Origin of the sequence: Streptococcus sp. (genome assembly GCF_030825805.1) — a bacterium.
Taxonomy (GTDB): domain Bacteria; phylum Bacillota; class Bacilli; order Lactobacillales; family Streptococcaceae; genus Streptococcus.
The window spans coordinates 1-23,961 of sequence record NZ_JAPJPF010000006.1 but is presented as its reverse complement, the minus strand read 5'-3'; the positions used below and the strand labels follow the sequence as shown (position 1 = coordinate 23,961).

23 protein-coding genes and 3 pseudogenes are annotated in these 23,961 nt (G+C 43.0%); 3 read left to right on the top strand and 23 right to left on the bottom strand.

Translation table 11 applies throughout. The annotated features are described in order from the left end of the window. Positions 1-134: 134 nt before the first annotated feature. Positions 135-2,303 (top strand): cell surface ecto-5'-nucleotidase Nt5e, encoded by a 2,169-nt coding sequence (gene nt5e / locus RCH62_RS01875; protein WP_306474491.1) that lies wholly within the window; start codon positions 135-137, stop codon positions 2,301-2,303. Between the two features lie 217 nt (positions 2,304-2,520). Here the strand turns inward: nt5e and RCH62_RS01870 are convergent, their stop codons facing one another. From RCH62_RS01870 to RCH62_RS01860, 3 genes and pseudogenes are all read right to left on the bottom strand, one after another. Further along, positions 2,521-2,676, bottom strand: a complete 156-nt coding sequence (locus tag RCH62_RS01870; RefSeq protein ID WP_306474504.1) for a hypothetical protein — start codon at positions 2,674-2,676, stop codon at positions 2,521-2,523. 80 nt (positions 2,677-2,756) lie between these two features. Continuing rightward, positions 2,757-2,879: pseudogene (locus tag RCH62_RS01865) on the bottom strand (hypothetical protein); the annotation flags it as partial. Between the two features lie 48 nt (positions 2,880-2,927). Further along, positions 2,928-3,034 (bottom strand): annotated as a pseudogene (locus tag RCH62_RS01860) (IS30 family transposase); the annotation flags it as partial. 293 nt (positions 3,035-3,327) lie between these two features. Here RCH62_RS01860 and RCH62_RS01855 point away from each other — a divergent pair. Continuing rightward, a complete protein-coding gene (locus tag RCH62_RS01855; protein ID WP_048689571.1) occupies positions 3,328-3,633 on the top strand; it encodes a rhodanese-like domain-containing protein in 306 nt (101 codons plus the stop codon). A 94-nt stretch (positions 3,634-3,727) separates the two neighbouring features. Here the strand turns inward: RCH62_RS01855 and RCH62_RS01850 are convergent, their stop codons facing one another. Beyond that, the gene (locus RCH62_RS01850; RefSeq protein ID WP_048689573.1) at positions 3,728-3,985 is read right to left on the bottom strand and encodes a metal-sensitive transcriptional regulator; all 258 of its coding nucleotides are present in this window, start codon (positions 3,983-3,985) and stop codon (positions 3,728-3,730) included. Between the two features lie 86 nt (positions 3,986-4,071). Beyond that, positions 4,072-4,677: pseudogene (locus RCH62_RS01845) on the bottom strand (VOC family protein); the annotation flags it as partial. Between the two features lie 266 nt (positions 4,678-4,943). Here RCH62_RS01845 and RCH62_RS01840 point away from each other — a divergent pair. Continuing rightward, a complete protein-coding gene (locus RCH62_RS01840) occupies positions 4,944-5,105 on the top strand; it encodes a transposase (RefSeq protein WP_048789590.1) in 162 nt (53 codons plus the stop codon). Between the two features lie 177 nt (positions 5,106-5,282). Here the strand turns inward: RCH62_RS01840 and RCH62_RS01835 are convergent, their stop codons facing one another. From RCH62_RS01835 to RCH62_RS01750, 18 genes are all read right to left on the bottom strand, one after another. Beyond that, positions 5,283-6,113, bottom strand: coding sequence for a PrsW family glutamic-type intramembrane protease (locus tag RCH62_RS01835; protein WP_306474489.1), 831 nt, complete (start codon positions 6,111-6,113; stop codon positions 5,283-5,285). After that, complete coding sequence (locus tag RCH62_RS01830) at positions 6,106-7,767, bottom strand: C69 family dipeptidase (protein ID WP_117744512.1); 1,662 nt, start codon at positions 7,765-7,767, stop codon at positions 6,106-6,108. Before RCH62_RS01830 ends, RCH62_RS01835 begins: the two co-directional genes overlap by 8 nt. A gap of 212 nt (positions 7,768-7,979) precedes the next feature. Then, positions 7,980-8,675 carry an LrgB family protein gene (locus tag RCH62_RS01825; protein WP_061564217.1) on the bottom strand — a complete coding sequence of 232 codons (696 nt, stop codon included), beginning with the start codon at positions 8,673-8,675 and terminating at the stop codon, positions 7,980-7,982. Beyond that, on the bottom strand, positions 8,675-9,046 hold the full coding sequence (locus tag RCH62_RS01820; protein WP_061564218.1) for a CidA/LrgA family protein: 372 nt from the start codon (positions 9,044-9,046) through the stop codon (positions 8,675-8,677). Before RCH62_RS01820 ends, RCH62_RS01825 begins: the two co-directional genes overlap by 1 nt. Before the next feature lie 134 nt (positions 9,047-9,180). After that, positions 9,181-10,041, bottom strand: a complete 861-nt coding sequence (gene tehB / locus RCH62_RS01815) for an SAM-dependent methyltransferase TehB (protein ID WP_306474488.1) — start codon at positions 10,039-10,041, stop codon at positions 9,181-9,183. Between the two features lie 159 nt (positions 10,042-10,200). Beyond that, complete coding sequence (locus RCH62_RS01810; protein ID WP_306474487.1) at positions 10,201-11,946, bottom strand: C69 family dipeptidase; 1,746 nt, start codon at positions 11,944-11,946, stop codon at positions 10,201-10,203. Positions 11,947-12,130: 184 nt separating this feature from the next. After that, positions 12,131-12,598, bottom strand: coding sequence for an SsrA-binding protein SmpB (smpB, locus tag RCH62_RS01805; protein ID WP_048689598.1), 468 nt, complete (start codon positions 12,596-12,598; stop codon positions 12,131-12,133). Next, entirely contained in the window at positions 12,561-14,918 is a 2,358-nt protein-coding gene (gene rnr, locus RCH62_RS01800; RefSeq protein WP_306474486.1) for a ribonuclease R, read from the bottom strand. Before rnr ends, smpB begins: the two co-directional genes overlap by 38 nt. Positions 14,919-15,044: 126 nt before the next feature. Next, positions 15,045-15,278, bottom strand: coding sequence for a preprotein translocase subunit SecG (secG, locus tag RCH62_RS01795; protein ID WP_048689602.1), 234 nt, complete (start codon positions 15,276-15,278; stop codon positions 15,045-15,047). Positions 15,279-15,321: 43 nt separating this feature from the next. Next, a complete protein-coding gene (gene rpmG, locus RCH62_RS01790; RefSeq protein WP_081453577.1) occupies positions 15,322-15,471 on the bottom strand; it encodes a 50S ribosomal protein L33 in 150 nt (49 codons plus the stop codon). Then, positions 15,461-16,660 carry a multidrug efflux MFS transporter gene (locus RCH62_RS01785; protein WP_306474502.1) on the bottom strand — a complete coding sequence of 400 codons (1,200 nt, stop codon included), beginning with the start codon at positions 16,658-16,660 and terminating at the stop codon, positions 15,461-15,463. Before RCH62_RS01785 ends, rpmG begins: the two co-directional genes overlap by 11 nt. A gap of 16 nt (positions 16,661-16,676) precedes the next feature. Continuing rightward, on the bottom strand, positions 16,677-17,273 hold the full coding sequence (coaE, locus tag RCH62_RS01780; RefSeq protein ID WP_306474485.1) for a dephospho-CoA kinase: 597 nt from the start codon (positions 17,271-17,273) through the stop codon (positions 16,677-16,679). Further along, the gene (gene mutM / locus RCH62_RS01775) at positions 17,274-18,098 is read right to left on the bottom strand and encodes a DNA-formamidopyrimidine glycosylase (RefSeq protein ID WP_306474484.1); all 825 of its coding nucleotides are present in this window, start codon (positions 18,096-18,098) and stop codon (positions 17,274-17,276) included. It lies immediately after the preceding gene. A gap of 46 nt (positions 18,099-18,144) precedes the next feature. Next, positions 18,145-19,044 carry a GTPase Era gene (gene era / locus RCH62_RS01770; RefSeq protein ID WP_306474483.1) on the bottom strand — a complete coding sequence of 300 codons (900 nt, stop codon included), beginning with the start codon at positions 19,042-19,044 and terminating at the stop codon, positions 18,145-18,147. Positions 19,045-19,073: 29 nt separating this feature from the next. After that, positions 19,074-19,472: a diacylglycerol kinase family protein gene (locus tag RCH62_RS01765; RefSeq protein ID WP_048689618.1), complete on the bottom strand. Its 399-nt coding sequence runs from the start codon at positions 19,470-19,472 to the stop codon at positions 19,074-19,076. Beyond that, positions 19,453-19,950, bottom strand: coding sequence for an rRNA maturation RNase YbeY (gene ybeY / locus RCH62_RS01760; protein WP_306474482.1), 498 nt, complete (start codon positions 19,948-19,950; stop codon positions 19,453-19,455). The genes RCH62_RS01765 and ybeY overlap by 20 nt, the downstream gene beginning before the upstream one ends. Before the next feature lie 91 nt (positions 19,951-20,041). Next, positions 20,042-21,778 (bottom strand): ABC transporter ATP-binding protein, encoded by a 1,737-nt coding sequence (locus tag RCH62_RS01755; protein ID WP_306474481.1) that lies wholly within the window; start codon positions 21,776-21,778, stop codon positions 20,042-20,044. 1 nt (position 21,779) lies between these two features. Then, positions 21,780-23,504, bottom strand: a complete 1,725-nt coding sequence (locus RCH62_RS01750) for an ABC transporter ATP-binding protein (RefSeq protein ID WP_306474480.1) — start codon at positions 23,502-23,504, stop codon at positions 21,780-21,782. Positions 23,505-23,961: the final 457 nt, after the last annotated feature.

Here is a 23,961-nt window from a genome sequence, read left to right as displayed (position 1 = left end):
ATGGATAAGAGCAACTAGCTGGAACCTCAACGCACTCACAAGATTATTTGCCCAACTATCAGAAAACGTTTTCCTTTTCTTTCCTTTTTAGCTATAATATTTAGTATGCAATAAAATAGAAATGAGGACCGTTTATGAAAAAGAAGAAACTTCTTTTGCCGATCTTATTGCTTGCTCCTGCCTTCCTAGCTTCTCAGGTAGTTGCAGATGAGCAAACAGCTCCAGAAACTAACCTTGAAGTAGCTGCTGCTTCCACAAATGCTACAGATGCTGCTACTCCTGCTTCAACAGAAGCTAATACAGCTACTTCAGAAGGCGCTACAGAGAGCTCAGCTGACTTGCCTGAAGCAAATATCCTTCATACCAACGATGTCCATGGTCGGATCGTCGAAGAAAAGGGTGTGATTGGTGATGCTAAATTAGCCGCAGTCATCGATGAAGAACGTGCGAAAAATCCATCTACTTTGGTCGTAGATGCTGGAGATGCCTTCCAAGGACTACCGATTTCAAATAGTTCAAAAGGGGAAGAACGAGCTAAAATTTTGAACGAAATTGGCTACGATGCTATGGCAGTCGGAAACCATGAGTTCGATTTTGGTTTGGATGAGGCTAAGAAATACAAAGAAATCTTGAACTTCCCACTTCTCAGCTCCAACACCTACATCAACGGTGCTCGCTTATTTGAGGCTTCCACCATCGTCGATAAAGATAAGAATGTCGTTGGGGATGAGTTTGTCGTCATCGGGGTGACAACGCCTGAAACAGCCACTAAAACTCACCCTAAGAATGTCCAAGGTGTAACCTTTACAGATCCTATTTCAGAAGTAAACAAGGTCATCGATGAAATTGAGGCACGCGCGACTGCTGAAGGCAAGACTTACAAAAACTATGTTGTCCTTGCTCACTTGGGAGTAGATACTACTACACCAATCGAATGGCGAGGATCTACCTTAGCTGAAGAACTTTCTAAAAACTCAAAACTGAAAGGAAAACGCGTCACCGTTATTGATGGGCATTCCCATACTGTTCAATCAACCACTTACGGAGACAATGTCACCTATAACCAAACCGGTAGCTACCTGAACAATATCGGTAAAATCACCTACCAAGCCAACCAATTGCTTGGTAACCCTCAACAAATTTCAGCTGCTTCAACAAAAAATGTCGTGCCAAATGCCAAAGTAGCTGCCATGGTCCAAAAAATCAAGGAACAGTACGATGCTGAGAATGCAAAAATCGTTCGTGACAATAGTCCGGTAGAACTAAACGGTCAACGGGAAAATGTCCGTGTCCGTGAAACCAACCTAGGAAATGTCGTGGCAGATGCCCTCTACGAATATGGACAAACTGGTTTTAGCCATAAGACAGACCTTGCTGTAACCAACGGTGGCGGCTTACGCGAAACCATCGCCAAAGACAAGCCAATCACCAAAGGAAGCGTCATTGCTGTTCTTCCATTTGGGAATACCATCTCTCAAATTAAAGTAACTGGTCAGAATATTGCTGATATGTTTGCTAAATCTCTTGGATCCATTTTACAAGAAAAAGATGGCAAAACGGTTCTTGACGAAAACGGTCAACCCCTTCTTGAACCAAGCGGTGGCTTCCTCCAAGTCTCTGGAGCAAAAGTTTATTACGATACAACCCTACCAGCTGAAAAACGCGTCCTCTATATCGAAATTAAAAACCCAGAAACTGGTCAATATGAACCGCTCAACCTTGCTAAAGATTATTACTTGACTACTAATGACTTCTTAGCAGCAGGTGGGGATGGCTACACCATGTTAGGTGGAGCTCGTGAGGAAGGTCCTTCCATGGACGTTGCCTTTGCAGATTACCTTGCTAAGTCAGATCTCACAGCCTATGTAACCATCAATCCAAATTCTCGTACCATTTCTATTTCTGCTAGCAAAGATACAGATGGAGATGGTGTGGCAGATATTGAGGAAATCAAACAAGGAACAGATCCTGCTAATCCAAAGTCCTACCCAGGAAGCAATAACCAACCAGTTATCCCATCTACCGGTAAAATGGATCAAACATATATTCCAGCTCTAGTTGGTACGAATTCTCCTAATCAACTAGCTAGCCAAACAAAGAATACTTTTACATCTGCTAAGGACGATACACAGATCAAAGCCAACAACCATCACCTGTCCTTCACCTCAGCAAAAACATTTAAACCAGCAGCTACAAGCCTACCAGAAACAGGAACAGCCGACTCTCCTGCTATCTATATGCTCGCTCTGTTGACATCCATCCTAGCCTTCTTTGGTCTTAAGAAAAAAGAAGAAAACGAATAGTCACTGTAAAAAATAGTCTGGAACAACATTGTTCTCAGCCACAAAAAAGCTAGAGATTTCCAATTATGGACCTCTAGCTTTTTAATTTTGAGTAGTTTTCTTATTGTATTTGAGGTGATTATCGGCCATGAGTACTAATCCCATGTCATTTTTTACCTGACGCTTGGATTTCTTTTACTTTTAAGAGCTGATACCTCTCATTCACATAGAGCCCCTTTTATGGAACCAAGTCAGCTTGTTCTGCCTTATAAACCATATTTTCCTGTCTAAAACCTGTTGTGCTATGCCTATGTTTGAGGTGATCAAACTGGTATACCCAACTCTCTGGATGGGTGTAGGTATCAGTTGTTTCATCGTAAGTCCAATTATCCAAATTCCTATCAGATTCTTTGTATCTTTCTTCTGTTCCTTGTCAAAAAGACTATATTTAATAAAATGCTCAATACCCATCCTATCCAAGGTAAGAAGAATCTCCACGCTACCGTATCCCGCATCGGCGACAGCTCTTTTTAACTCATGTGGATAGGTTTCTAAAAATGGCAACAGCGTTCTGGTATCTGTTGGATTTTGATAGATGTCATCGTGAAGGACGAACTGATTTTCAGTAGCGATTTGTAGGTTGTAAGCAGGTTTGAGTCCTACGCTTAAATAAGCTTCAATTTCCCTCGTTCAGCTTCAGATAAGTGCTTGTAGGATTGATTTGTGGTAGGATAATTAGCAGACATGTTCAACTTCCTTTATACTGTTTTTCGCAACTCTAGTATATCAGATGAACATGTCTTTTGTGTTGCACTTCATTTTACAACAGGGCATGTGGTCTGTTTTCAGAAAAGGTAATTTTCTAGACAAGTAGTTGTTGAATAAATAAGACAGGTTCTATTCATTAACCTATCAACCAACTCTTTAGTTTGTAAGTTGGCATCTTGTATACTGAAAAAGAAACAATACTAATCAATTCAACTTACTTGACAAAAGCGTTGCTTAGTGATTTAATATACCCCATAAGGGTATATCGGAGGTGCCTATGTTTCACTTATTTACAAAAATTGATAGTATTTCTACCAGCGAATTAGAAGCTAAACTCAAGGAACCAATTCAGCTACTGGATGTGCGGACGCCTACGGAATTCCGTAGAGGCCATATCAAAAACGCCAAGAATGTTCCTCTAACCGAAATCGGAGCTTACACACCTGCGACAAATGAAACACTTTATGTCATTTGTCATTCCGGTGTTCGAAGCAAGATGGCTGCTAAAAAGCTCAAGAAAAAAGGCTATGATGTTATCAACGTCCGAGGTGGTATGAGCGCTTGGCCTGGTGATGTTGAATAAATAAAAATCAAAAAGAGCAATTGGTCTAATTTCAAGAAAACCAACTGCTCTTTTAATCATTTGTTCACTATTTAAGAGAAACGTATGTTTTTTATTACTTGCGTTTAATCAAGTATTTAACCGCCTTTTCCAATCTTTCCTTCTGTGCTTGAGGATCCTCTAAAGGGTCGTTAATACAAGTTGTTAAATTCTCCGTTATCATCAGTTCAATAATACGATCAACACTGGACCGCACTGCTGTTAATTGAGTAATGATATCAATACAATCACGCTCTTCCTCCATCATTTTTTGAATACCTCGCAATTGACCTTCTGAGCGTTTGAGGCGTGTAATGTACTTTGATCTTGTCATATCTTTATCCTAAAACGATTTTTCTACATTATATCTCTAATACAGTCCTTTGTCAAAAGGAGCACTTATCTTAAAGACAAAGACTTCTAGTTCTCCACTCTGACTCTCGTTATAATTCCATCTTTATCTGTAATGGAGAATTCAGAAAGAGAAATCCAGTGGGTTCTAGCCTTGTTTCTCTGAGCTTGCGTAAGCAAATTGCCCAAAAACTCTTTATTCTCAACTTCAACCAAATAGTAGGCAAGACCTACCATTCCATTCTCACCAGGAGCTAAGTTTTTACCACCCCATTCATTTACTGCTAGATGATGGTGATAATTCCCTGATGCTATCCAACTGACATGTGGAATCGTGAATTTATCCTCAAGACCTAGAGACTCTTGATAAAATGCACATGCCTCTCGGCTATTTTTAACAGATAGGTAAACATGGCCCATGCGAGTGCCTTCTGCGATCACAAAAGGATCAAGTTCTTTGCCTAATTCATAGATATCTTGCGCAGACAGCTCTTCTGTGATCCCAGTAATTCGACCATCCTCACGAATATCCCACTCGTTCACAGGCTTGTCTCTGTTGAGTTCAATGCCATTGCCCTCTAAATCTTCTAGATAGACAGCTTCACTATAGCCATGATCAGCTCCGCCAACTAGTGGAACCTTTAGGTCTAACAAGCGTTTAAAAATATTTGCCAGATCTTATCAACTTGGATAGGATGGGTATTGAGCATTTGATTAAATAAAGTCTTTTTGACAAGGAACAGAAGAAAAAATACAAAGAATCTGATAGGAATTTGGATAATTGGACTTACGATGAAACAACAGATACCTACACCCATCCAGAGAGTTGGGTATAGCAGTTTGATCACCTCAAACACAACCATACCACAACAGATTTTAGACAGGAAATTAGGGTTTATAAGGCAGAACAAGCTGACTTGGCTTCACAAAAGGGGCTCTATGTGAATGAGAGGTATCAGCTCCTAAAAGTAAAAGAAAGCCAAGCGCTTTTATCTGTCGAAGGCAGTCACATCTTTGCCCAACGCAAGGTTGATGTGGAACCTGTCTTTGGGCAGACAAAGGCTTGTTTGGGTTACAAGAGATGTAATCTAAGAGGCAAATGACAGGTTAAAATTGACATGGGATTGGTTCTCATGGCCAATAACCTCCTCAAATACAATAAGAGAATGACTCAAAATTAAAAAGCTAGAGTTCCACAATTGGAAATCTCTAGCTTTTTTGTGACTGAGAACAATGTTGTCCCAGACTATTTTTTATTTCCTGACTACCAAATCCATCTCTTACTGTTTCTTTAAAAGGTTTAGATTCGGATTTTTATGAGCAAAGAGCACGACCTCAATAAAGGTTCCCACTTGGAAGGCAAAGAGCAAGCCTACCAAAATATTGACCCGATGGTCTGTTTCATAGAATGGGGAATTCCATAAGAAGTGATTGGCCACCGTGGAAACTACACACCAGAGACCAAAGAGCTTTTCTTTTTGCTTGGTGCACTGAGACAGGATGAGAAAGGCTCCAACAGATACAACAGCTGTGTAGACTGCATGAGATGCTAAACCACCAGAAATGCGGTTCACTGCCTCTGTTACTGCTGAGAGGTCTCCAGTTCGCGTTTGACGCGCCACATAACCTAGATCTTCAATGATTTGGAAACCAAGACCAGATCCAAAGCCGGCAATTAAAATCGATTTCAAATCCTTACGACCCAAAATCAAGAGGATCCAGAAGGCCACTAGAGCTTTAAAAAATTCTTCAGCAAAAGGGGCTGTCAAAGCATCTGTCCATTTATTAAAGGTACTAACATCCTGAATGAGATGGCTATTGAAATGGTCAATGAGGCTGTTCCCTGAAAAGCTGAGCCAGCCAGCAACAAAACCACCGCCAAACATGGTCGCCCACAAAACAAGAAGAGGAACCTCAAATCTTTTTGCAAGTCGCTTAATAAAGAGATAAAGAGGAACGACAATCACCGCTAAAACGAGCAGATTTAATACCAAATCTCTTCCTGCTACTTGGTTAAACTCTTGTTGAGAGAGAGAGCCTAGCTCAAACTCCATCCCAATCCCTGCTAAGACCAGAAATAGGAAGAGCAATATTCGTTGAAACTTATTCATCCTTCTTACCTCCCTTTGCTTTCTTTGATTTGATGAAGAATATTCCTACTCCTATCACTGTCACAAGGGCTAAACCAATCGTAATGACGAAGTCATAGTCAAACGGTACTAAATTGATCTCTTCTTCTTGGTTTGCATCTTCTTCATCTGTTAAATCGTCAATAGCACCTTGTCCATATTGAGCAATCACCTTTTCTTCTGCTTCTTGACGAATTTCTTGCAGACGATCAAAGGTCTTTTGAGCTCGAGTCATGCTTGTTTCTGTCGCTTTTAGACTCGCCTGCTCTGGCTGTGAAGCGAGGGCGATTTGTTCTTGATCACTGATTTCTTGCTCAGCCATCCATTGAGATTCGAGGCGTTCCATTTCAGTACGGATGGCTCCATCTCCGAACAAATCAGGATATTTGGCAACTAAATCATTAATGCGAGACATGGTCCAATACCAAGATTGGGGATTATAGGCTGTTCCTAATTCTTGATAGGCTTGGTAGGTATTGGTGATATTGCCATAGTAAGGCAGGTAAGGAGCATTTCGTGGGCTTCCCATCGCTAACCACATGGTTCCCCCACCTGCACTATCAGGAACATTGTCCTTCAATTGGAAAATATGGGCTTCCATGACATTCGGGTTCGAAATCGGGTATTTATAGACTTCATCAAACTTCCCTTTTTCTGGAATCCCTTTTCCATCTAACTCCATTTGATCTTGAGGTTTGAAGTCTGTTCCTTCTAACCGATTGCGTTGGAGATTCATCGCATCTCGTAGCGTCAATTTCCGATCCGTTGTATGCATCAAGTCAAAATACTCGTCATCGTAGTTCACATCTGCATCTGGATCCAGTGACTTAATACCAGACCAAACACGAGAACGATCTGCCTCATGCAAAGGAGGATTGTAGGATTGGGAAACATGGAACTGGCCATCGATTTCTTTATAGGTTCCTGCATCACGGGCCACTTTTTCAACATCCTTCGAGGCAATAGTCCGTTCCTTATCTGAAAAATCGACATGTCCTAAGAAGAAGGTATTTGGAAAGACTGCATAACGATCTTCTGGGAAGAGAATCGCTACATATTGGTGACCAGAAAGGATCTCCATGTACCAGATTCCTTCCTTGTCCGCAATCGTCACAATATTTCCTTCTGCTGCCCCTTTTTCTTCCACAATTTTCGCAATAAGCTCGACTCCTTCACGAGCCGTTTTGACACTTGGAAGAACGACAGTGGTGAGGGCAGACTCAGCCAAGCCGTCCTCTACATAAGGATCGACCTTTTTAATGTTGTCATTTGCTGAAGCTGAGACGGTCGCTGAGATGGACACTCCATGTTCATTAAAACCAGCCTCATCAAATACACCCTGTTCTGGTGTAACATCTGGGACAGCTGTATATTTATAACTTACTTCTGGGAGCTCATACTTAAAACCATTGGTGGCATCTTCAAAGACATCCCCTTTCTTGTTATAAGTTCGTTCTCTGACCACAAAGTTCTTATTGTGGTTCGGTTCTAAGTCCTCCGTACGTCCGTACAAAGCATTCCCATCTGCTGTTAACTTTTTACCGATGATAAAACCTGTACAGGCCTCTACCGGTTGGGCAAAGAGGAAGAGAGCAGTGATCAAGCCCAAGGCTGATCGAGCATAACGTTTCTTCATATTGAACTCCTTTAACTAGATATTAACCGTATAACCTCTTTTAGTATACCTTCTGAACTAAGATTTGGCAAGCGCTTACAACGACTGTAATCAATTAGTAATCTATCTGAAAATTATTTGACCTTCAAATTATCTAACAACCTTCTCTATCTAACTGTACACTAAAAAGCTTGGAACTGCTTCCAAGCTTTTTCTGAATAATCTCTACCTTTTTAGGAAAGAATCAGGCTCGCGACAAGGGGACTTATAAAGACGTAGAAAACGCCAGTTATCCCAATTGCTAAACCACCCATAGCTCCGGCTACTTGACCATACTGAAAGGCTGTACCAGTCCCTACCGCATGACCTGTACCCCCAAGAGCCAAACCAATGGCAACAGGGTCCTCTACTTTTAGGAATTTAAGAATCGTTGGTCCTAGAACACTTGTCAGGATACCTGTCGCTACAACGACAACCAGGGTAATGGTAGTAATTCCCTGCATTTTTTCAGAAATCCCCACTGCCATAGCTGTTGTCACAGACTTTGGAAAGAGGGAAATAGCTAGAAAGTACTTCATCCCAAAAAGCTTAGCCAAGACAGCTGTAAAAAGTGTGTTGACTACTACTGCTAGAAAACTACTAAGAAGAATACTCTTGGCATGGTGTTTCATCAAATGAAAACTTTTATACAAGGGAATTCCCAGGACAACCGTTGAGGGCACAATCAAATTACTGAGGTAGGTCCCGCCAATATTATAGGCCTTATAGGAAATCCCTGTCAGCTTTAAGAATCCAATGATCAAGACCGTAGCAACTAAGAGGGGGGTCGTGATCGGATGGGGAAAGCGACGAAAAACCATCATCCCAATCAGATAGGCAAAGACTGATAAAGAAATCCCAAAGAGAGGATTTGACCACAAACTTTCCATTATTTCTTTCCTCCTTCATAATCCCCTTCATACCGAGTCTTGATAAAACCGACGACTAAAGCAATGAGGGTTACATTGATGATGATAGCCCCTAAAATAATCAATACGATAGGCAATAAATAAGGCTGGATAACATCAAACTTATCCATAATCCCAACTGCTGGAGGTAAAAATAAAATCGTCATATTGGCTAAGAGAAAAGATCCGACCAGATTCACATGGCGGATACGAAGCCATTTCAACTGCAAGCAAAGAAATAAAATCAGTAGACCAATAATACTTCCTGGAATTGGCAAATGAAAGAGGGTCGATATCCCTTCCCCAATCAAAGAGATGGTAAAGATAATCATCAGTTGAACATAGAGTTTCACGCGCTTCTCCTCAAAATTCTTGAAAGATACACTAACAGTCTACTCCTTTTCTGTAAAAAATCAAGTATTTTCAGTAAGTTTTCAGATATAAAAGACAAGGACGACTGCAAGAGTCTCCTTGTCTAGTGAGGCTATTATTTTTTCTTGGCTAGCATGGTCGCAAAGCGTAAGGCAATTCGATTGCCATCTTCATCACGTCGGTGCAGATGCCCTGGATTTTCATTGTATTTAATGAGTTCCCAATCCTTGTAGTAGTCTGCTAGCTCGCCTTCCTTAAAGGTAAAGGAAAAAGGAACCTGGCAAGAATAGTCCTCTGTATCCATGGCACAAACGATCAAGTTATAGCCACCTGGATTGGTCTGGTCTTGCATATTTCGAATAATCGCTGGAATGCGATCCGCTTGCAAGAACATGAGGACAACCGTTGAAACAATCAAGTCATAACTTTGTTTTAGGTTCGCTGAGTTGATATCATAGAGTCCCACAGTCATTTCCAAATCTTCTTGCTCTACAATACTTTGTAGGATCTCTAGGGCCAATTCATTTTGATCGACTGCTGTCACTTCAAAGCCATGTTGGGCTAAAAAGAGGGCGTTTCGTCCTTGTCCACACCCCAAATCCAAGGCCTTGCCTGGAGAAAGGGACTCCATGGCTTCTAGCACTTCCGAATGGACGGGATTGCTATTATATTTTTTGGGGAAATAATCTTTGGGTTCACAGTAGAATTCCAAAAACCATTCCACATCATCTGTAAGGGCCTCTACGCGGTGCCAAGCTTGCGGTTGTGCCATCGGGTTATCCGCACCTGCCTCAAAAATATGGCTGGCTACTTCTTCCCCATCTTCCGTCAGCTCAACAAACTTGAGTTTTCCTTTGAGAACGGTAATCTTTCCCCAAGTACCTACTTTGGTATTGTGTTTTCTTTGGACTGCTTCAGGCATGGTATCCTTGGTCCACAAAGGCATCCGTTTATAGGCAATTAATTTTTCAGGCATCCGTTTCTTCTCCTTCTTTCTATCTATCCCTATCATACAAAAATTGCATGCAAATAACAATAAAAAGAGTGGAATTACAAGCTCCTTTTGTGAAGACTTCTATTCCACTCTCTTAGAATCTAGTTGAGGCAGGATGCTGATTTAGCAGTCTCTGTCTACTTATTCTTCATTTTCATTCTTTTTTGATTTTTTAAAGTAGAAACCTGCCAAGCCAAATCCTGCAAGTGCCAAAACTCCTAAGACGGCAGACAAACTGCTGTTTGAATCACTTGCCTTGCTAGATGATTGACTAGAAGCTGTTTCTTCCTTCTTATCTGTTTCTTTCGATGCATCTTTTTCAGCTTGAGCTGCTGCTACCAGATTGGCCTTGTTATAGCCATCATAAACAAAGTCTGCTTCCAAACCTTTTTCTGTACGAATCTTATCTTCCATCTCACTTTCAACTTGCTTGATTTGTTTGAAGATGGTTTCCGCACGTTTAAGTGAGTCGCTAGTTACTTCGTCTGCAGTAGCTTTCGCTTGGTCATCAGTGAGTCCACTGTATTTTTGATCCAAAGCCGCTTGTTCTTTGATCCAGCCTTTTTCCATTTCTTTCCACTTCTCTTGGATGCTGTTGCCAAAGAGGTCTGGGTATTTCATGACCATTTGGTCAATATGCCAAACAGCCCAATACCAAGAAGTTGGATCGTATTTGGCAGAGCGAACTTTGAATGGTGCGTAGGTATCGTTGACAATACCATAGAATGGCACATAAGGCGTGTTCCGGCTTTGAGCGAGACCTAACCAAACGACACCACCAAATGGTGTTGGCAAGTCCTTCTTAATTTGGTATACGTGGGCGTTAATGACGTTTTCATTTCCTAAAGCATATTTGTATTTATTGGTATCGACTTCTTTACCTGGTTCCACTAAGTCATCTGGTGTGTATTGTTTGAGGTGTTCGAACCGGTTCCGTTGTTCAGCAAACACATCTTCTAGACTATACTTTTTAGAAGGATCCGTTGGTTTGCGCAAGAGATCAAAGTGCTTATCATCATATTTGATGTCCGCTTTAGGATCCATCAAAGTAATCCCTGCATAGGTCCGTGAGCGGTTGCGTTCGGTATATTCATCTGGACCATATGAGTCTGCAATATGGAAGTTACCATCTTTATCAGTCTTGTAGTGGTCTGCCTTTTTAGCAACTGCTTCCACATCTTTTGAAGCAATGACATTGTCCTTGTCCTTGAAATCCACATGTCCTAGATAGTAGGTATTGGCAAAGATGGCATAGCGGTCTTGAGGGAATTTGATGGCTACATATTGGTGACCAGAGAGGATTTCCATGTACCAGAGTTCATCTTTATCTGCTACGACAATGATGTTTCCTTCGGCAGATCCTTTTTCATCAAGTACCTTGGCAACCAACTCAATTCCTTCACGAGCTGTTTTGGCACGTGGGAGAACCAAGTCTACCATAGCAGCTTCAGCCAAGCCATTTTTCACAAGTGGATCTGCTTCTAAAATCTTATCGTGTGGGGTTGCAGATACGGTAGAAGTCATGGAAACGCCCGCTTCGTTAAAGCCGTGTGCTCCGAAATTCCCGTTGGAACCATCTCCATGGGCTGCATCATAAGTTGCGGTATATTTCATTTCATGACTCAAGTGGGGATAAGCAAAGCCGTTGGATTCGTCCTCCAACATATCCCCATCCTTATAGTCTTTGGCAGGTACCACTTCGTAAGTTTTATTGTGGCGACCACCATCGGGAGCATAAGGATAGTCTTCAGTCCGCCCAAAGAGCATGGAACCATCTGTCGTGAGTTCCTTCCCAACAATGAAGGCTGAGCAGGCCTGCGCAACTTGAACTGGAATCAAGGCAAAGGCCATCAAAGCAATCATCAGTTTGACCAGTAGTTTTCTCATAGTCGATCTCCTTTATGACTACAAAAGAGGCTAGAAAATCATTTTCAAGCCGACGAAAAACAACTATACCAACGCTACCTTCAGTATACTCTTATCCAGATAATAATACAAGCGGTTTCAAGAAAGGAAATTTAAAAATAGGAACAGTTTTCAGCCCTTGCTTCAGCTGTTCCTATTTCTTACTTTAACGCGTATTGTATTGCTTCATGACACGAGCAATGTCACGATTTTGCTCCCGCCGTTTGATAGATTCACGTTTGTCATAATCGTGCTTCCCTTTGGCTAAGCCCAGCAAGAGCTTGGCGTAGCCATCCTTAAGGTAAACCTTAAGGGGAACTAGAGTCATCCCTGTTCCTTTAGTCTCCTGCTCCAACTTTTGAATTTGCTTCTTATGCAGCAAGAGTTTGCGACGACGCTCTGGGTCTTGGTTCCAGATATTGCCTTCCTCATAGGGAGCAATATGAACATTGCTGAGCCAGACTTCCCCATTTTTGACTTGGGCAAATCCATCCTTGAGGTTGATACGAGCTGCTCGAACACTCTTGATTTCTGTACCAGTCAGGACCATTCCTGCTTCAATGGTTTCAACAATTGTATAATCGTGGCTTGCTTTCTTATTTTGTGCGACGACCTTTCCCTCGCCCTTTGCCATGCTTAGCTCCTTTCTTAGCTACTTCCTTGTAAAAAGGTTTCTTACTCTTTTTCTTCTTGTCTTTTGAAGAATGCTTGCGCTTGCTCTCTCTAATGCCTCCTTGCTTTCGTTCTTCTTTCTTAGAAGAAGCGCGCTTAGAGTGTCCATTTCGATCTTTACGACCCGATGTTTTAGTGACTTTTTCAATCAAATCCAGCTCACTTGGGATATAAGAAAAATCAATCTCGCCAGTCATCTTATCCGCTCTTTCGACCCTGATTCGGATCTCCTGACCGACACGGAAGGTCACGCCTGATTTTTCCCCACGCAAGGTCAAATCTCGCTCGTTAAAATGATAAAAACCAGGTAAGGTGGTGATGTGGATCAAACCTTCTACGGTATTTGGCAATTCAACAAAGAGACCAAACTTGACGACACTGGACACCAAAGCATCGTACTCTTCGCCAACATAGTCCTCCATGTACTCTGCCTTCTTCATGGCTTCCACTTCCCGTTCCGCATCAATGGCGCGGCGTTCCCGACTAGAGGATTGGCTAGCAATATCTGGAATGACCTGTTCAAAATGACTAGCTACTTCAGAATCTATTCCATACTCTCGCACCATGCGGTGGACTAATAAGTCTGGATACCGGCGAATCGGACTGGTGAAGTGAGTATAGAACTCAGCTGCTAGCCCATAGTGGCCGTGGTTGTGCTCGGAATATCGCGCTTGTTGCATGGAACGGAGCAACATCATAGACAAGACATCAGCATAGGGTTCCCCTTCTACCTTCTTTATGATGTCCTGCAAGGTTTCCTGACTCATGGAACTAGCAGTACCATAAATTGGAAGGCCAAAACTAGAAGCATAATCGATAAACTTTTGCACTTTCTCTGCTTTGGGTTCTTCGTGAATCCGGTAAATAAAGGGAAGTTTTCGTTTGGCAAAATGCTCAGCTACTGTCTCATTTGCAATCAGCATGAAGGATTCAATCATCCGTTCTGCAACCCCACGTTGGCGCAAGACGATGTCTACTGGTTTTCCTTGAGGATTGACCAGGATTTTAGCTTCACTGGTATCAAAGTTCAGGGCGCCTCGTTTTTCCCGCATTCCTTCTAGGATCTGATGAAGACCAACCATGGCTTCGATACTTGGCACAATGACTTGGTATTCCTCACGCTTCTCTTGGTCCCCAGCAATGATCTCATTGACATCGCTATAAGTCATCCGGAAGGTGGTTTTAATAACCGTTTGGGTGATCTGATAACGAAGGACCCGACCACGCTGGTCGATTTCCATAATGGCAGATTGGGTCAAGCGATCCACTTGAGGGTTTAAGGAACAAATCCCATTAGAGAGACGCTCTGGTAACATGGGCACGACACGGTCTGTCACATAGACAGAGGTCGCCCGGTTGAGGGCTTCCTTGTCCAAGGCGGAACCTTCGGTCACATAGTAAGAGACATCGGCTATGTGAACGCCAAGTTCATAATTTCCACCCTCCAAGCGTTTGATGTGAACCGCATCATCCAAGTCCTTGGCATCGGCACCATCAATGGTAAAGATGATTTCATCTCGAAGGTCCAAACGCCCCTCCATATCCTTCTCACTAGGCTGGTCTGGGATGCTTTCTGCTTCTTTGAGGACCGCTTCTGGAAATTCTGAGACAATATCCATAGACTCCAAGACTTCCAAGACATCGATCCCAGGATCTGTCACATGCCCAACCACATCTTGTACTGAGGCTACAAAGTAGTTGTGCTTCCGACTTGGATACTGTTCAATAGCTACCTTGAGAACTTCCGTTCCCTCTAATTGTAGGGCAGGTTTTTTTACGTAAATGCGTTGACTAATCTTTTGATTCTTTGAAAGGATGTAGCCTGCATATTTGGGTTTTTCCTCATCCAAAACGATTTGTCCGACGACTGTTTGGAGGCTATGCTCCAAGACATCAATGATTTTCCCCTCTGCCGCTGTCCCCTTTTGCCGATCGGCGACCTTGGTGATTACAACCTCAACTGTATCCCCATCAATGGCATGGTTGACATCATTTCGTCCAATAAAAAGGTCCTCTTCTTCCCCCTCTAAGCTGACAAATCCAAAGCCACTCTTATGAGCATGGAAAATCCCTTTCACAGTAATGACGCCTTTTGGCTTGGCATCAAGGAGACTTAAAAAACCATTTTCTTCAAAGGTTAGTTGACGACGTCGCTCCATCAGCGAAATGGTCTTAATCAGTTCACGAAAACCTTTGGCGTCAGTACTCCCAATGGCTTGAGCCAATTGATCAACCTGAGCTTTTCCCTCCTGTTTTAAATAATCAATAATTTTACTTTTCATATCTTGTGCTGGTCACCCAGCCTCCTTTATTTTCTTTCTTTCAGAGAGATTTCTTTACAAGTGACAAACTCCCTATCAAACGACCTATAGATGAAAAAATAGGCAAAGACAATGTCTAAGCCTATCTTATTTACTGGATAATACCATTAGAATCATCGCAATCAGTAACCAAAGGAAAATCATGACTCCTGTTAAACGTTGCATGACTGCTTCGAATCCACGAGCTTTTGAACGTTCGAATAAGTCATTTGAACTTGCATCGAATACGTTGCTAGATTGATTTTTAGTTGGTTGCATGAAGATAGCAATAACAATTAATACAGATAGTACCAATAAAATAGTAATCAACGGTTTAGTCATAATTAAAAAACTCCTTAAAATCTTATCTATTTTACCATAAAAATCATTTTGTTTCAAGATGTAATGTCACTTTTCTCTCTTTGGGACAATACTTCAAAACTTCAATTTTTTCAGGGTGTGTCTTCATATTTTTACTTGTCAAATAATTCTGACTACCACAGCTCGTGCAGGTTAGTTGTACTTTAATGCGCACTGATTTCTCTCACTTTCAAATACTTTCTAAAGATGAATAAAAGGAAGGCCAAATCTATAAAGGCTAGGATAGCAGTCCCATAGAATACCCAATGGTAATTGACATGCATGGCAATACTAGAGCCCATCAGGGGACCAAGAACTCCCCCAACATAAAAGAAGAGCTGATTGTAACTAAAAATCCGAGAAATTCCTTCCTTGGGAGTCATACGGTTTAAGAGAGCCGTCACTCCGGGCATTAAGGCTCCTGTTCCAATTCCAAATAGGAAGCGAAGAAGGCCTAATTGAAAAGGGGTCTGAGCAAGTGCACAGAAGATATAGAGGATGCCACTATAGAGAAGAGCTAAAAGTAAGAGGCGATGGTTGCCAATTTTATCTCCGAGCTTTCCCATCCATCCCGATGTCAGGATACTGGAAATCCCCATCGATGATACGATCAGTCCAGATACAAAAATAACATTGTCGCTCTGGCCAAGTTCTCTCACATAGAGTGGAAGAATGGGAGAAATGGACTGACCGATCATCTGAATGGTCATACTGGTCAAAAAGAGTCCCAGTAAAATGTCCTTATGCTGGATAGAAGCCAGTAATTCCCAGCTTGAAAGGTGCTCCTCTTTCGATATTTGTTGGTAGTCTTCCTCAATGCCCCACCAAGTCAAGACAGAGACGAGAAAGAGGAAAAAACCAACGAGGAGAAAGACATTCCGCATACCAAATTGCTCTGCGATCAATCCCCCCAACAAGGGGCCCATCAAGGTACCGGCAACGGTTCCCGTCGATAAGGTTCCTAGAGCATATCCAGATTGATTCTTTGGTACCTGACTGGCAATGAGAGCCGTGCTATTAGGCACAAAGCCTGAGAAGACACCATTTAATAAGCGTAGGAGCAGCAACCAAAAGACGGAAGGGACAAAAGCAATTCCTCCCATGGTCAAGGTCATAGCAATCGAGGCTCTCAACATCATGGGTTTCCGACCATAACGGTCCGCCAAACTCCCCCAGATTGGGGCCATTAGAGCGGAAGTCAAAGAGGAGGAGGCGACTGCAATCCCAGCATAAAAAGGAACTGCCGGACCTTTCACCCCCAACTCCTCAACAAAGAGAGCCATAAAGGGAACCACTAACGAAAGACTGGCACCTACGAAAAAACAGCCAATCCAGGCAATAAAAAGATTTTTACGCCAATTGATTTCCAGTGAAATAGGATCATCTTCTTTCTATTTGTTCTAAAGCCCGATCGATTTCCTTATAGAGGTGATCACGCTGGCTATTGTTATCGATCACGAGATCGACAAGAGCTTTTTTCTCATCTAGAGGCATCTGGGCTGCCAAACGATCGCGCGCCTGGAACTCCGTTAGGGCATTGCGCTCCATCAAACGTTGCAACTGGGTCTCTTCCGTCACATAGACCAGCCAGACTTGGTCAAACCAGTCCAGATATCCCTGCTCGATTAACAAGGGAATATCCATGAAAAAGAGGTCTTCTGTTGCAGCTAGTCGGTCCCGTTCTCGCGCCAGGGCTTTGCGAATGATCTCTCCTTGTTCTTGGTTGGACCAGGCAATCTCTTTCTGGCTTGAAAAGATGCGTTGAGCCAGAGTAGGACGATTTAAGTCTCCAGTATCTAGGAGGATGTCCCTTCCAAAATGCTCTACCAAAGCTTGATAGAGTTCTCCACCTGGTGCCTGCAGGTCATGGACTACTCGATCAGCATCAATGACAGGATAGCCTTTTTCTTTCAAATAAGAGGTGACAGTGGACTTTCCTGAAGCAATCCCTCCTGTTAATCCGATGATTCTTGCCATCTAGTTCTCCTTTTGGCAGTGAGGGCAAAAATGGGTTCCGCGTCCCCCCAGCTGGGTTTTCTCAATCGGTGTCCCGCAGCGCAAACAAGGCTGACCTGTTTTCCCATAGACCTGGTGTTCTTCCTGCATGGTGCCATCCTCGCCAAAAGCATTGCTGTAGGAGCGAATGGTGGACCCCCCCTTTTCAACAGCCTGAGCAAGCACAGCAATCGTTTCTTTGCGGATGGCTTTGGCTTCTCTAACAGTTAAACTTTGACCCAAACGGGCTGGATGAACCTTAGCTCGATAAAGGACCTCATCTACATAGATATTGCCCAGACCAGCCACTAATTTTTGGTCCAAAAGAGCTGATTTAATGGGTTTCTTTGATTGTTTAAGAGCTGCTTGGAAGGCTGGTTCTTTAAAATCTGCTTCTGTCGGCTCTGGACCAATCTTTTTCGCCAAAAAATAGCTGTCGACAAGCTCAGGTGTGATGACTTCCATGGTTCCAAACTTGCGGACATCTTCATAGACCAGAGTGCTACCATCTGTAAAATGAAAGAAGACATGGGCGTGCTTGCGAAGAGGAACCTCGTCTGGATAAAAGAAATACTTGCCTTCCATTCGCAAATGCGAGATGAGGAACAGATCCGTCAGATAAAACAAGAGGTATTTTCCGCGACGCCCCATGGCCCGAATTTCCTGACCTGGAAGATCTTGGCGAAAAGCATCTAGATCCGTATGAATCATCTTTGGATACTTTACTTCCACTGACTGGATGATTTTTCCAAGAATTAATTTCTTAAGACCGCGTCGGACAATCTCTACTTCTGGTAATTCAGGCATAGAACTCCTTTCAAAAACAAGAAGCAGGCCTTCTGCCCACCTCTTCTTAATATTCTTTTTCGTTGTATCCGAAATCAGCAAGATCCAATTTCTTATCCCGCCAATTTTTCTTGACTTTGACCCAGGTTTCTAGGAAGACCTTGTCCCCTAGCATGAGCTCGATATCCTTACGCGCAAGGGTTCCAATCTTCTTGAGCATGGCACCGCCTTTTCCGATGACAATGCCTTTTTGGCTATCGCGCTCAACCATGATGGTTGCTCGGATATGGACCTTATCTGTCTCTTCATCCCGCTTCATAGAATCCACTACTACTGCCACAGAGTGGGGAATTTCTTCTCGCGTCAAGTGCAAGACCTTCTCGCGGATCATTTCAGAGACCAAGAAGCGCTCTGGGTGATCAGTGATTTGGTCAGCCGGGAAATATTGGAAACCTTCTTCTAAGTTTTCGCTCAAAATATCAATCAAATGCGAAACATTGTTTCCTTGAAGGGCTGAAATCGGCACAATTTCCTTGAAATCCATCTGACTACGGAAGTCATCGATTTGCGCCAAGAGTTGATCTGGGTGAACCTTGTCAATTTTATTCACCACCAAAATCACAGGAACCTTAGCAGCCTTGAGGCGTTCGATGATCATGTCATCACCTTTCCCACGTGGCTCGTCTGCTGGCACCATAAAGAGAACGGTATCCACTTCTCGAAGGGTGCTATAGGACGACTCTACCATGAAGTCTCCAAGCGCTGTCTTGGGTTTGTGAATCCCTGGGGTATCGATAAAGACGATCTGTTCCTTATCGGTCGTGTAGATTCCCATAATCTTATTGCGCGTTGTCTGCGCTTTATCACTCATGATGGCAATTTTTTGCCCCATGACGTGGTTCAAAAAAGTTGACTTCCCGACATTGGGACGTCCTAAAATGGCTACAAAGCCTGATTTAAATGTCATAGTTTCCTTTCTTGAGGGAATTCTCCCTCTTATCCAAATACCAAAGCCCACAACTTGGGCACAAATATGATGAGACCTGTCACAAAGGCAAAGCCCGAAATAACGAGAACCGCTCCTGCCGCCATATCCTTGGCATTCTTTGCCAGCATGGAGAAATGGTAATCGCTTGCCAAATCCACTACATTTTCAAGAGCAGAATTCATGATTTCAAAGGCAATGACCAAAGAAACACTTAAGAGTAGAAAGAGCCACTCTGTTGCTGAAATGCCAAAAAGGAAGCCTGCAACAATCGCTAAGATAGCTGAAAGTGCATGCTTACGCATATTTCGTTCCTCTTTAAAGGCTGTGAAAATCCCTGTTAAAGCAAATTCAAGACTGGCAATCAGTTCTCGATTTTTCCATTTTCGTTTATTGTCTTGTGAGTCCATAGGCTGTCAAAATCTCTTCCTGTAAGCCAAACATTACCTTTTCTTCTTCCGGCGTATAGTGATCATAACCGTTGATATGAAGGAAGCCATGCACTGCTAAAAAGCCCATCTCGCGCTCAAAGCTATGACCATACTCAGCTGCTTGCTCACGCGCCTTGTCTACAGAAATAAAAAGCTCTCCAATATAGGTATCAAACTCTGCCATCATCTCGGCTAACTCTGGATGGTCTTCTAAATCTTCTTCCGAAAAAGCAATGTCCATCTCTGGTTTGTATTCCAGACTGATTACATCCGTTGGGCGATCCGTGTCCCGGTATTCCAAGTTCAATTCATGGCTACGTTCGTTGGTTACAAAGGTCACTGCCATTTCCTTGTCTTCTTTGCCCAATTTTTTTGCAGCAAATTCTAAAATTTCCTGGGTTTGTTTGATCATTTCTTCAGAGACTTGACCGGTCTCATCAACCATTTCAATATACATCTTGGATCACCTCACTATCATTTCAATTATAGCATAAAAATAGCGTATATACTAGAATACACGCTACTTTTACTATTTGAAGAATGCCCTTTTATTCAACCGTCTGTTGGATAGCTTGCATCTGGGCATAGATGCCACCATGAGCAATCAAGTCTGCATGTTGCCCACGTTCGACAATGCGCCCTTCTGATAGAACCAAGATCTGATCTGCATCTTGAATGGTCGATAAGCGGTGGGCAATAATAAAGGTCGTCCGGCCCTTTTGCAGGACTGCCATAGCCTTCTGAATGATCTCCTCTGTCTCCGTATCAATGTGGGAGGTTGCTTCGTCCAGAATCAAAATTTTCGGGTTCATGTAGAGGGTCCGCGCAAAGGAAATCAATTGGCGCTCCCCGCTTGAGAAGGCAGATCCCTTTTCAACCACTGGATGGTCGATTCCTTTTTCTAATCTCTGGATCATAGGCAGGGCACCGACCTGTTTTAGAGCATCCAAGACGCGATCAAGGTCGATATCTGTTTGACTCATGGCCACATTGCTAGCAATGGTCCCTGAGAACAGATAGGGATCCTGTAAGACAATTCCCATATGGGAGCGAATACTCTCTCTAGAGAAATGGCGAATATTCTGGCCGTCGATCCGGATTTCCCCCTCCTGCGGATCATAGAAACGATAGAGCAAGTTCATAATGGAGGATTTACCCGAACCGGTATGGCCAACCAAGGCAAGGGTTTGACCCGGATGAGCTTGGATGGAAATGTCCTTCAGAACTGGCTTGCCTTCTTCATAGGCAAAAGTGACCTGATCAAACTCCACAGCCGCCCGATCTATTTGGATCTCTTCGGTTGCATCTGCCTCTTCCTTTTCATCTAGGAAAGTCAAGACCCGCTCCCCTGTTTCCAGAGAGCGCCGGATATCTGGAAGACGGCGGATCAAATTGGCCATGAGATCAAAAAGCTGAATAACATAATTGAGATTGATAAATAAGAAACCTGCAGTCATCCCCAAATCTCCCCCAAGATAGGATAGGCCTGCAATAGTTAAAATTCCTGCAATGACGATGTATTTCAAGAATTCTGTCAGGCTCCAAGAGGCAATGGAGTCTGCTAGAACCAAACGATCATAGGCCACAGTCATCTTGTCTGTCGTCTGATCAAACTCATCAATCACGCGCTCTTCTTGTCCGTAAAGTTGGATCATACTCGCTCCATGAAGCAGTTCATTAACCTGGGTATTGATCTCACTTCTGGAATCAAAGAAGTCCTTCATGGGCTTGTCCGTCATACGCTTATACAAGGCCTGAATCCCGTAAAAGATAGGGAACATCAAACATAAGAGGAGACCCATCATGGGATTGATAGTAAAGAGAACTCCCATGATAAAGAAGAAACGCATCAAATGAATCACCAAATACATGCAGGAATTGTAAAATTGAGTCCGTAAGGTCTCTGTATCATTAACAATTCGTGTAGCAATTTTCCCTGCTGGCTTGTCATCAAAGTAGGAAATCGGTAGTTGTTGCATCACAAGGAAGGCTTGATCGCGTAGCTGTGCAGTTACCTTATTGCCTCCATGGATCAAAACCCGATTGCCTATATAACTGACAATCTGACCCACAGCCAAAACAATCAGATAGAGGACACCCATAGGATAGAGTGCTCCTAACTCTCCTCCCTGACTCAAGGCTGTCAAGGGACCATCAATCATTTTTTGCAGAATAAACGGCGATAGATCTGACAAAATCGTTGCCAGCAAAAGACAGATGAAACCTAGCCCAAAAATACCAGGAAAAAGGGATAGTTTTTGTAAGAGTCGTTTTAAAATACCCATCTTATTCTCCTTCCTGTCTTTGTTGCCGTTGGTATTGTTCGTAATACCAACCCTCTTGAGCTAGTAAATCACTAGCTGTTCCTTCTTCTACAATCCGTCCTTGATCTAACACAAGGATCCAATCTGCCTGATGGACAGCTGAGAGACGGTGAGAGACTATCAAGGTTGTCTTTCCTTGTCGCTCTCTTTGAATGGTCTCAATAATGGCCTGTTCCGTCTTGGCATCCACTGCGGATAAAGAATCATCCAAGAGGAGCAACTGGGCATCACGTAAAAAGGCGCGTGCCAAGGAAATCCGCTGCTTCTGTCCTCCCGATACAGATACTCCCTTTTCTCCGATCAAAGTGTCCAGACCATCCGACATCCGTTCCAAATCATCTGCGAAGGCTGCCTGAGCGATAGCATCCATGATTTCCTCTTGACTAGCTCCCTTCTTACCAAGGGAAATATTTTCTAAAATAGACTTCGAAAATAAGATGTGTTCCTGAGAGACGTAACCGATTTTTTCCTCAATAGAGCGTCTCACATAGTGTGTAACGGACTCCCCATTAATGGTAAACGTCCCTTGCCCAAGTGGGTATTGACGTAAAAATTGACGGACCAAACTTGTCTTTCCTGCTCCTGTTCGACCCACAATCCCAATGGTTTGCCCTTTATTGAACTGCAAAGAAATCTGCGAAAGACTCTCCTTCTCCGCCATCGGATAGGTAAAAGAATAGTTTTCGAAAACTACCTCATTCAGTTCCTCTAGCCAATCATCTCCATCTCTTTCCAAGTCATCATCCTCTTCGACCAATTCTGACAACTTTTTGTGGGATGTCTTGGCTGTTTGATAGACAAGGATGAAGTCTGCTAGCATCCACATCGGCTCAATCAAGGCCACTAGATACAATTCTAGACCTAGCAGTTGACCCAAGCTAATCTGTCCAGTCTTCAAGAAGTGACCCCCACAGACCAAAAGCAGGACGGTTGAAACCCCGATAAAGCAGAGGGCAAAAGGACCAAAGGCATTTTGAATAGAGGCAATCTTATCCCCCGTCTTGGCCAAACTTTCTGTCCGCTCTTGAAATTGTCGCACCTGACGCTCCTTGCGGCTATAGGCCCGCATGACCCGAATCCCTTCGATGGATTCTAGGACCTCATCATTCAAGTTAGCCACGGCATCACGGTTTTCATCCACATAGATCTCTTCCTTTTTCCCCAGGAGATAGGTTGATAAAACCAGAAAACTCATAGGAATAAAGGAAATTAAACTCAACTGCCAGGAAATCAAGAACATGGCTGGAATGATAAAAAGGAACAAGCCTCCCCCGTAAAGGACAATCAGCATCCCATAGCCGACCATCCCCATCATCCCGTCTACATCCGTGGTAAAACGAGTCAGGAGATCCCCTGAGCGAAACTTTTCATAAAATGGCCGTCTCATAACTACGAGCTTACGAAAAGCTTGCCCCTGTAGCCTAGCCTTGTAATGGACCGAAGCTTGAAACAACTTCAGATGCCAGTAGTAAGCAGAAATGTAATTTAAAAAAGTAGCTCCCAACAAGAGAGCAATATCTCTCGTAAAACTTGCCTGAGTCAAGGTCTGCTTGCTCAGCTGGTCGACTAGTCGTTGAATGACCTGTGTCGGTATTAAAATTGTATAATCATAAATTACTAGGACCACAGCAATGCTGAGATACAGCCACTTAAGCTCCCAGATGTACTTCCATAAAGCTCCTATCATCTTCTCCCCTTTCAATTTGGCACAGAAAAAACCCAAGTAGGAGCTGAGTACGTGCTCAGTCCACACTTGGGCCTTCTGATGCCTGTCACCAATTCAGTTAAGGCAGGCAAAAATGCATACAAAAAACCCAAGACAGACTCCTCCATCTTGGGTTTCATTCAATTTTTTACATAGAACTCAACTGAGATTGGAGAAGTTGTGTATTCAATTGTGTCATCAAGAATGTTACTTTGTTCATGATGGTTTTCTCCTTTCTCTTTGTTGTTCTAACTTTACCACGGATTTCTGTGCTTGTCAACGTTTTTTTGAAAATTGTTGAAAAAAGATCCATAAATAGGCACTCAATTAGAAATTAAAGCACAAAAAAGAAGCCTAGATCCTCTCTAAGCTTCTCTCTTCTTATATGCTAGTTGCCGGGATTGAACCGGCGACCTCATCCTTACCATGGATGCGCTCT